At 64.4% G+C, this 5,436-nt stretch carries 6 protein-coding genes; all 6 read right to left on the bottom strand.

Annotated elements, in window-relative coordinates; genetic code table 11:
- Positions 1-102: 102 nt before the first annotated feature.
- From ABS73_RS16710 to gp17, 6 genes are read right to left on the bottom strand one after another with little or no spacing between them, the layout of a single operon-like run.
- A complete protein-coding gene (locus ABS73_RS16710) occupies positions 103-462 on the bottom strand; it encodes a phage tail assembly chaperone (protein ID WP_277018858.1) in 360 nt (119 codons plus the stop codon).
- Positions 462-2,768: a tape measure protein gene (locus tag ABS73_RS16705; protein WP_277018855.1), complete on the bottom strand. Its 2,307-nt coding sequence runs from the start codon at positions 2,766-2,768 to the stop codon at positions 462-464. Before ABS73_RS16705 ends, ABS73_RS16710 begins: the two co-directional genes overlap by 1 nt.
- A 9-nt stretch (positions 2,769-2,777) precedes the next feature.
- Positions 2,778-4,448 carry a terminase large subunit gene (locus ABS73_RS16700; RefSeq protein WP_277018854.1) on the bottom strand — a complete coding sequence of 557 codons (1,671 nt, stop codon included), beginning with the start codon at positions 4,446-4,448 and terminating at the stop codon, positions 2,778-2,780.
- Positions 4,449-4,452: 4 nt separating this feature from the next.
- On the bottom strand, positions 4,453-4,839 hold the full coding sequence (locus ABS73_RS16695) for a phage terminase small subunit P27 family (RefSeq protein WP_277018852.1): 387 nt from the start codon (positions 4,837-4,839) through the stop codon (positions 4,453-4,455).
- Positions 4,836-5,153, bottom strand: a complete 318-nt coding sequence (locus tag ABS73_RS16690) for a phage head closure protein (protein ID WP_277018850.1) — start codon at positions 5,151-5,153, stop codon at positions 4,836-4,838. Before ABS73_RS16690 ends, ABS73_RS16695 begins: the two co-directional genes overlap by 4 nt.
- The gene (gene gp17, locus ABS73_RS16685; RefSeq protein ID WP_277018860.1) at positions 5,150-5,320 is read right to left on the bottom strand and encodes a tail completion protein gp17; all 171 of its coding nucleotides are present in this window, start codon (positions 5,318-5,320) and stop codon (positions 5,150-5,152) included. The genes ABS73_RS16690 and gp17 overlap by 4 nt, the downstream gene beginning before the upstream one ends.
- Between the last annotated feature and the right edge of the window lie 116 nt (positions 5,321-5,436).

Genomic DNA, 5,436 nt, shown 5'->3' with positions numbered 1-5,436 from the left:
AGCCGTCGGGCAGGTCTGTGACCTCTTTACCGATGAGGAATGCTACAATTTCTTCAAAGCTGCCGGATATGAAACCGATTAGACGCAACGCGCTCTAAGTTCTTACCCACCCGTCATCGCATCGAACAGACCTGCCGACAGCGGCGTGGCGCTAACCATCGGCGCAGCTTGCCTGCCTGTTTCCTGCGTCCCCATCCTACGTGCGGCATCCTTCATCCACACGTTGTCCAAGGCCATGATGATCCGAGCGTGATGCGGCGGCAGCGGGCGGCGCATCATCTGCGACCATGCGGCCATCGCCTCCCAGGTGATCGGGTTCGGCCCGTTGGCGTGATAGGTCCGGGCGCGGTGAAGGGCCAGGAAGGCGTCGAGGATGTCCAACCCTGCATCCGGCAGCCGGGATTTGCGACCGGCCAGAAGGGCCTCCAGCGTGGCGCATAGCACCTTCTCCAAGCGCGCCATCACCAACGGTCCCTCGGGTGGGCAATCGTTCGCTGCACCAGGTTGGGGATCTGCTTGGTGAACTGCTGAATGCCTTGCTGCACGCCCCCCGTCACTCGCTGGTCGACAAAGGCGGTCAGATTGCCGGTTTGCTGGTCCACCCCAACAGTGACATGCACTTTGACATCCTGCGTGCCTGTCTGTTGCGATTGGGGCGCGGACATGCCGACCGGGCCTCCAGTTGCATACCCCCGCAACGCGCCGTTGTGCATGGCCTCTAAGTTGCCCACGCCGATCCGCTGGACGGCCTGCGCACTCATCACATACTCGCCCCGGTGGACGATGCCTGCCGGGTCCAACCTGCCGCCCGCCCCGGTATAGCCCCCGCTGGCGAAGCCAAGTAGCCCGCCGATGCCGCTTGAAAGCGCGCCCATGCCGGGTAGGGCAAACAGCCCTTTCAGCATCTGCGCCTTTGCGATCTCGGCCAGCAGGTTTGCTACGGCATCCTTTGCTGACATGGACCCGTCCACGATTGATCCGAACATATCCTCTAGCGCGCCCTTGCCCCGCTCGGTCTGATCCTGGATCTGCTGCATCTTGTCCGCAGCTTCCTCGGCAGCCAGTCCGGCTGTCATGTAGGCCTCCGCCAGCTTGTCGATCTCGGCTTCCAAGGCAGGGGTGATCTCCTTGCCTGCCTTCTGTGCCGCCGCCATCAGCTCGGCTTTCTTGCGGGCGAACTCCAGGGCATCCCCGTATTCGATACCGGACGCGGCAACAGCGGTCAGGGCAGCCGCCTCGGCCTCCAGCGCCGCAGTGCGTTCGCGCGTGGCCTGGACCTCTGCCGCATAGTCATCCTGCCGGGCCTTGGCGCTGCTACCGCCGCCACCGCGCCGCGCGCGGCCCCCACCACCGCCGCCGCTACCCGTTCCGGCGGTCCCGCCCGGCGGATGGTCCGCGATACTGACAGGCTCAGTGCTGACCGGCATCGGAGGTGGGGTGTAGCTTGTGACAGGCGATCCGGTATCCACGTTCCTCATGACCGCCGTGCCATCGGGGCGCAGGCCATCGACATAGCGCGGCATGTTCGCTGCCGCAGCCCGAACCGCGTCCAGTTCGGCCCGGACCTCGCGCAGGCGCGCAATGGCCTCGGTGTTGTCGAAGCCCAGGGACGTGTTGTTCTCGATCTGTGCCTGGAGGGCTGCGATTTCCTTCTCCAGGGCTGTTATCTTGCCTTCAGCCTCGCGCACATCCGGGTTCAGGAACTGCCCATCCTCAGTAATGCCCATCATCTCGATCAGATCGGAGAACACCTGCGCGTCTGCCATCTGCCTGATCCAGCCCGCCGCCGCGGCTTCGGCATTGCGGAACGCCTCCACGATGCGCTGGATCTTCGCCACAAAGGCGGCTGCATCGAAGCTGTCCAGACCATCGGCCAGATCGCCTATCGTGCGGGCAAGGTTCGAGGATGCGCCAGACGTCTTGTCAAACTCACCGATCACAGTGATCAGACTGTTCCCGACCCGCGTCATCGCCTGCCCAACCGTGGATTGGGTCGTTTCCGCCTGCTGGCGCAACTCGACCGAACCGACCTGGAAGGCCCGGAAGAACGCCGTGCTGGATACCTCGCCACTGTTGACCAGCTTGCGCAGTTCGGCCACCGATCCATTGGCCTCTTTCAAACCCCGCGCCACGGCCAGGGCGATGGTGGGCGTGCCTTCCAGGATCGAGTTGAACTCCTCGGCTCGCACGACGCCGCCGCCCAGGGCCTGCGACAGCTGCAAGAGCGATCCGCTGGCCGTGGTCGCATCCGTTCCCGCCACCCGAAGGGCAACAGCGATGCCATCGGTGAAGTCGATCAGCTCATCACCCGTCACGCCCAGCTCTTTCTGGGTCAGGGCCAGCTTGGAATACAGATCGACCAGCGAACTGACGGGTGCGGAATTTCTCTGCGCCGAACTGAACAGTTGCCCATAGACCCGTGACAGATCCTCGCCTTCCAGGCCGATCACCCGCAGGGCGTTCTGCATCTTGGTGGCAGCATCCGCGATCTGGGTGTAGCGCCGAACTGCTTGCGCTGCAGCGGCGGCGGAAAGGCCGACGCCCAAGGCCCTGCCGAACGATCCGATTGCGCCACTGGTCGAGGCCAGTGCCTGATTCATGCGACCCGTTGAGCGGATCATGTCTGTTTCCATCTGCCGGGTTGCCGACCGGGAATTACGCCGCAAGCCCTGATAGGATTTGCTGCCCTGCTGTTCGGCCTGCCGCATCCGGCGCTCGAACTCGGTCACGCGCGCCTCCAGCATCACCACCAGTCGCTCGTCGCTCATCGTTGCCTCCTATGCGGTCCACATCTCATCGGTGAACCATGTCTGATTGGTGGTCATGCCGCCCTCGTTCGCCGCCGCGCGGGATACGGCCATTGCCGCTGCCACTGCGCCATCGATCGACAGCCATCGCTTGGGCTTGGTGAACTTGACGACGTGCCCGTGATCGTTGCGCTTCACCACGACATTGGCAAAGCAGTGCCGCAGGACCGGGTTGCCGCCGTGGTGGAACTCACCCCCCAGCAGCGCGCGCTCCAGCTCCATTGCAGCAGGCATCATCAGCGAGGGCATCTGCCGGAAGTCCACGGCAGGAAGGCCCGCCTCCAGGATCTTGGGCTGCACCTGTCGGGCCATGTGCGGGTCGAACGCGATCTCCTGCACGTTCAATTCCTCGCACAGCTCGATGATCTTGCTTTCGATCTCGGCGTAATCGATCACGTTGCCCACTGTGGCCGTGATCAACCCATCCTCGACCCACTGGCTGTAGGGCGCGCCGGACTGGCTTTCACGCTGCGCCACGCCATCATCGTCCAGCATCCCGCCATCGTCCTTGCTGGCGACAGTGTCCTGGGGGCAGAAGAACCAGGTCTTGACGGCATAGCCCTCGGCTACGCGCCAGCAGGCGGCGATCACCGACAGATCGGTGGTCGATGACAGATCGACAGCCAGCCAGCAGGGTTCGTCCCTGAGCGTGTCCAGGTCGTGATCCTTGGCCCCCTGGTCGTAAATCTCCATGTCCACCAGCGGCTCGGTCGAGGCGTCCAGCCAGACGTTCAGCTTGAGCTGCTTGAAGGACTGCCGGTCGCCAACGCTACGCTGTGACCGGCTGGCATGGCGGCGAAAGCCTGCAAGGCTCGGATAGCCATGCTGCAGGCCAGGGTTCACCCGATGCCACAGCGCCTCATCCTTCCAATCGTCGCGCCGGTCGGCCTCGAACAGGATGGGCAGGATCGATGGATCGTCCACCTTGCCGCGCGCCACGTTGCGGGCATCCTCGAAGAAGTCGAAGGCCAGCGTGTCCTGTCCCCGCCCTGCCGTCGATGCGACTACCAGCAGGCTGTCATCGATCTTTTCCAGACCGGTGGTCAGCGCCTCCCACAGGTCGCGGCCCTTCCAGATGTGGATTTCATCAGCCAGCACGAAGGCGGGGGTGCGCCCGTGCTGCGGCCCGCCATCGCCGGATATGACCTCCAGATAGGAGGCATCGCGGCGATAGATCAGCTTCTTGGGCGCGTTGTGGGCGTCATAGATGCCGGTGGCCGCGACGATGCGCTTGTCCTCGCGGATGATGCCCACGGCCTCGCGGAAACCGATGCCCGCCTGCTTTCGATCCGCTGCCGCAAAGATCGCCTCGCCACCGGGGCGGCGTTCGGGACCGATGGTGTGCAGCAGCGCCAGGGCAGCGGCCAGCGATGTCTTGCGGTTGCCCCGCGGCAGCATCAGCGCGACGGTGTTGGTGATCCGGGTGCCGTCCGGGTGGCGCGGGCCATAGATGCGGCGCACGATCCGCTCTTGCCACGGGTCCAGTTGAAACGCCCGGTTCGGCAGGATGGACTTGGGGTGGCGCAGGGTGCGCAGGAACGTCACCGCCCTTTCCCCATAGCCGAAGGGGTCGGGGATTTCCGATCCGTCATAGATCCATTCTGGGAAGGTCGAGCTGTCCCTTACCAAGGGTGTGGTCATTGCATCACCCCACGTCCAGCGGCGACGGGGTGCTGTCCTGATCGTCCTCGTCACGGATCGCAGGGCGCGACCGGCTGACCGGCGTCAGGCCCAGTTCCGCGCCCAGTTGGCGGGCCGATGCCATCGCCTTGTCCTGCACCCGGATCAGTTTCAGCATCAGGTCGGGTTCGGGGTTCTCCTGGATTGCGGCCTCCATCTGACGGACGCGCCCGATGCAGATGCAGTAGCTTTCCAGACCGCCAAGATCGGCATCGGTCAGGATGCGGCGTTCGACCAGCACCGGCATGACGCGCGCCCATTCCTCGCGGGCCTCGGCAGCCAGCCAATCGGGCGCATTGGTGACGATCAGGGGCGCGTCAGCCTCGCGCAGTTGCGGCTTGGTGCCCTTCATCCGGTCAGCCTCGCGCAGCGCAGATCGAGGCCCTTGCGGCGTCCGATGGGCGTCACCTGCCGGATGTTGAACACCTCGCCCTGCCAGACGACCTGATGGGCGTTGGTGACCCCCTCCAGGTAGCGGATGCGGAAGATGATGGTTTCCTCGTCGCTGGCCCCAAAAGCGCGCAGGTATTCCTCGGTGGTCTGGTCGATCCGCTCCGCGCGAACGGTGCGCAACCGATAGCCATCAACGGCAGGGGTGCCGTAGTCATTCAGTGTCGCATCTACGGAACGCAGTTGGATCGTCTCTGTCAGCCTGCCGGATTTCATGACCGGTCCTCCGTCACCAGGATTTCCACCGTCAGAACCCCGTGAGAATGTTCGCCGTCCGGGTCGCGCATGAACCGCTGGCCCGACACGCGCAGATCGGCGCAGTGCAGCCCCTGGGGCAGCGCCAGACGCCCGGCACGCATGGCAGCCGCAATGGCACCCCCGATGCCCTTGGACCGCTCCAGGGTAGTGTCCGCGCACGTGGTGTAATTTCACCGGCACGTTCGGTGTAATCTCGGGTGGCCATCGAGGTGTATGATCGAGGTGGAGTTTCGACGCTTCA

It is taken from the genome of Paracoccus sp. SCN 68-21 (genome assembly GCF_001724535.1).
GTDB classification, from domain to species: domain Bacteria; phylum Pseudomonadota; class Alphaproteobacteria; order Rhodobacterales; family Rhodobacteraceae; genus Paracoccus; species Paracoccus hibiscisoli.
This window is presented reverse-complemented; position numbering and strand designations above follow the sequence as displayed.